The 2,038-nt window shown below is 59.4% G+C and carries 2 protein-coding genes; one reads left to right on the top strand and one right to left on the bottom strand.

Annotation, left to right across the window (positions count from 1 at the left end; all coding sequences use genetic code 11):
- The first annotated feature begins 394 nt into the window (after nucleotides 1-394).
- Nucleotides 395-814, top strand: a complete 420-nt coding sequence (locus tag NKH12_RS30285) for a low affinity iron permease family protein (RefSeq protein ID WP_352956461.1) — start codon at nucleotides 395-397, stop codon at nucleotides 812-814.
- 507 nt (nucleotides 815-1,321) lie between these two features.
- Here NKH12_RS30285 and NKH12_RS30280 read toward each other — a convergent pair.
- The gene (locus tag NKH12_RS30280; RefSeq protein WP_352956462.1) at nucleotides 1,322-1,957 is read right to left on the bottom strand and encodes a recombinase family protein; all 636 of its coding nucleotides are present in this window, start codon (nucleotides 1,955-1,957) and stop codon (nucleotides 1,322-1,324) included.
- Nucleotides 1,958-2,038: the final 81 nt, after the last annotated feature.

The following is a 2,038-nucleotide window of genomic DNA, read 5'->3' as shown; positions in this document are numbered from 1 at the left end:
CGTCAGTTATTACGGCCCTGTCCGCTTCGCGCTCCAGCCGGAAGGTGCCGACGAAATCGGTCTCCTCAACCACGGCTTCGCCAAGTGGCCGGTCCGTACGGGTGCCGCGTCACGTGTTGAACATCTTTGGTGCCGCTACGAGCGGCTGGGCCGCGTGGAGGCGAACTGACTTCGTCCGCCGCTTTGCTATCTTGGCTACCGGAATCCGGCCGCCGACAGAGTGTACGAGTCGCTGAGCGGCCCGCATCACGAGTTCTCTTGGGCTGCCCAAGCGCAATGAGCGCCGATGCCAGCAAGAGGCGAGGCGGCGCAATCAAGCTGCGTGATTTGCGCCATTGACGAGCGCCCGAAATGCGGCCCCAATTGGGATTACGTGGTTTGTTGGGGGATTCGCATGAACCGATTTCTCTTTGTGATCGCCGACTTTCTGTCCCGTCCTCCCGGCTTCTATGTGCTGATCGCCGCGATGATAGCCTGCACTGCGATGGTTCCGTTTGGGCTAACAAACGTAATCACCTATGCGCTTTCAGTAGCTGCGATAGTGATTACCGGCGTCGTCCTGATCCAGGGCTATCGCGACACTGCTGCCATTCATGCGAAGCTCGATGAAATTATCGTCGGATTGAAGGAAACGAGGAACAATGTCGTCGGGCTCGAGCATGCCGAGCCTGAGGAGATCAGGGCCCATTTGGCGCGGCTTGAATTGGAAGCAGCGGTGGCTGATCAGGAAGCTGAGCACGAGGGAGTTACGCCAGCGGCCGCTAAGCGCAACAAAATGCGGCAGCGTAGCCGCAATCTAGGATCTCGCAGCTAACCACACCGCCAACATGCCGGTGAGCGAGCCGATGATGCCGATTATCGCCGGCCCACGTGATTACCCACTCGCGCCGGTCCCTGCGCTCTTGCCCGATCGCTCTTCGAAGCTGGGAATATTAGCTTGATGGCCTGTTGCTGCTTGCGCAAGGCACAGCGCGAGAAGCACGATGCGAAACGATGGTGGCGGAAGCGGCGGGAGCTTTGCCATAGCCCGTATAACATATGTTAAGCCGAAAGGTTCCTCGTTCCAGCCCGCTGCCTCCGGTGGCGGGCTGTGCATTTGGCGGGGGCTAAACATCGGGATCAGCGGGAACAAGTCGGATCGCGCAATATCAAATGCAGCCTCGGGCTGTCAGCCGCTTATGAGCCCGAAGAAGACGAGGAAGATGATCCGGATATCCTGATGCTCAAGGGCAGACACTTTCGGCGCGACAAGGCTCGCAAAATGCCGCCGGAAGTCCGGCGACCACCACCGGCGCCTTGAAGAGCCGGGGCTATTTCCCGCTTATAAAGGAGTAGGAGATTGCCGCGCCAAGATGTTTCGCACATTAGAGACCTGCCATTGGCCGTTGCGCGCTGTTCGAACGCCGCGGTTGTTCAGGGCGATGGCCAGGCCACGTAGGCTGGAGATGCCGGACCGTTGGATAGAGGCGATGATGGGCAGCACGGTTTGGGCAAATCTGTCAGCTTCCCGGATCGAGATCTTCCGACCTCTGGCTGCAGCTTCTGCGGTGTTGGTCGGATTGCCGAGCTTCATTCCAGTGGTCTTGCGCGAGGCGAGGGCGGCCTTGGTGCGCTCCGAGATCAATCGACGCTCCTTCTCGGCCAAAGCGGCGTAAAGGTGCAGCATAAACGGATCGGCATCCGCACCGAGTTCGGCCACAATGAAAGGAACGCGCTGGACCATCAGTCCGGCAATGAAGGCGACGTCACGCGAGAGTCGATCAAGCTTGGCCACGACGACCGGGCATTTTGTCTGGCGGGCAAGGGCGAGGGCGGCTGTCAGTTGTGGACGTCGATCAAGAGCATCGGCGCCCTTTCCGGTTTCGATCTCGGTGAACTCCTGGAGGATGATCATTCCCTCGGCCTCGGCAAAACGGGCGACCGCGGCACGCTGGGCCTCGATGCCTAAGTGTCCGATCCAAAAAGGAGTGAGTGATTTCAGCAGGTTGTGATTCTGTCGGATTGCTGAGATTCGACGGAGATCACGATGCCTTGGACC

The sequence above is a fragment of the Mesorhizobium sp. M1322 genome, assembly GCF_040318085.1.
GTDB lineage: Bacteria > Pseudomonadota > Alphaproteobacteria > Rhizobiales > Rhizobiaceae > Mesorhizobium.
The sequence above is the reverse complement of the archived record's forward strand: the minus strand, read 5'-3'. Positions and strand labels throughout refer to the sequence as shown.